The organism is Aliiglaciecola sp. M165, assembly GCF_007197995.1.
Taxonomy (GTDB): Bacteria; Pseudomonadota; Gammaproteobacteria; order Enterobacterales; family Alteromonadaceae; genus Aliiglaciecola.
Window position 1 is genome coordinate 1 of the sequence record NZ_VKKH01000027.1, and the last position, 281, is coordinate 281.

At 45.9% G+C, this 281-nt stretch carries 1 rRNA gene; it reads right to left on the bottom strand.

Features of this window, described 5'->3' with window-relative positions:
• Positions 1-281, bottom strand: a 23S ribosomal RNA gene (locus FM019_RS20750); the annotation flags it as partial.

The window sequence follows — 281 nt, forward strand, 5'->3', positions numbered from 1 at the left end:
GCCTTAGTATTCTCTACCTGACCACCTGTGTCGGTTTGGGGTACGGTTCGATATATCATAAGTTTAGAGGCTTTTCCTGGAAGCAGGGCATCAACAACTTCGTTTCCGTAGAAACTCGTCTCGTGTCTCAGGTTTAATGTCGAACCGGATTTACCTAATTCAACGCCCTACGCACTTTCACTTGGATAACCAACACCAAGCTTGTCTAGCCTTCTCCGTCCCCCCTTCACTGATATATCAAGTACGGAAATATTAATCCGTTTCCCATCGACTACGCATCT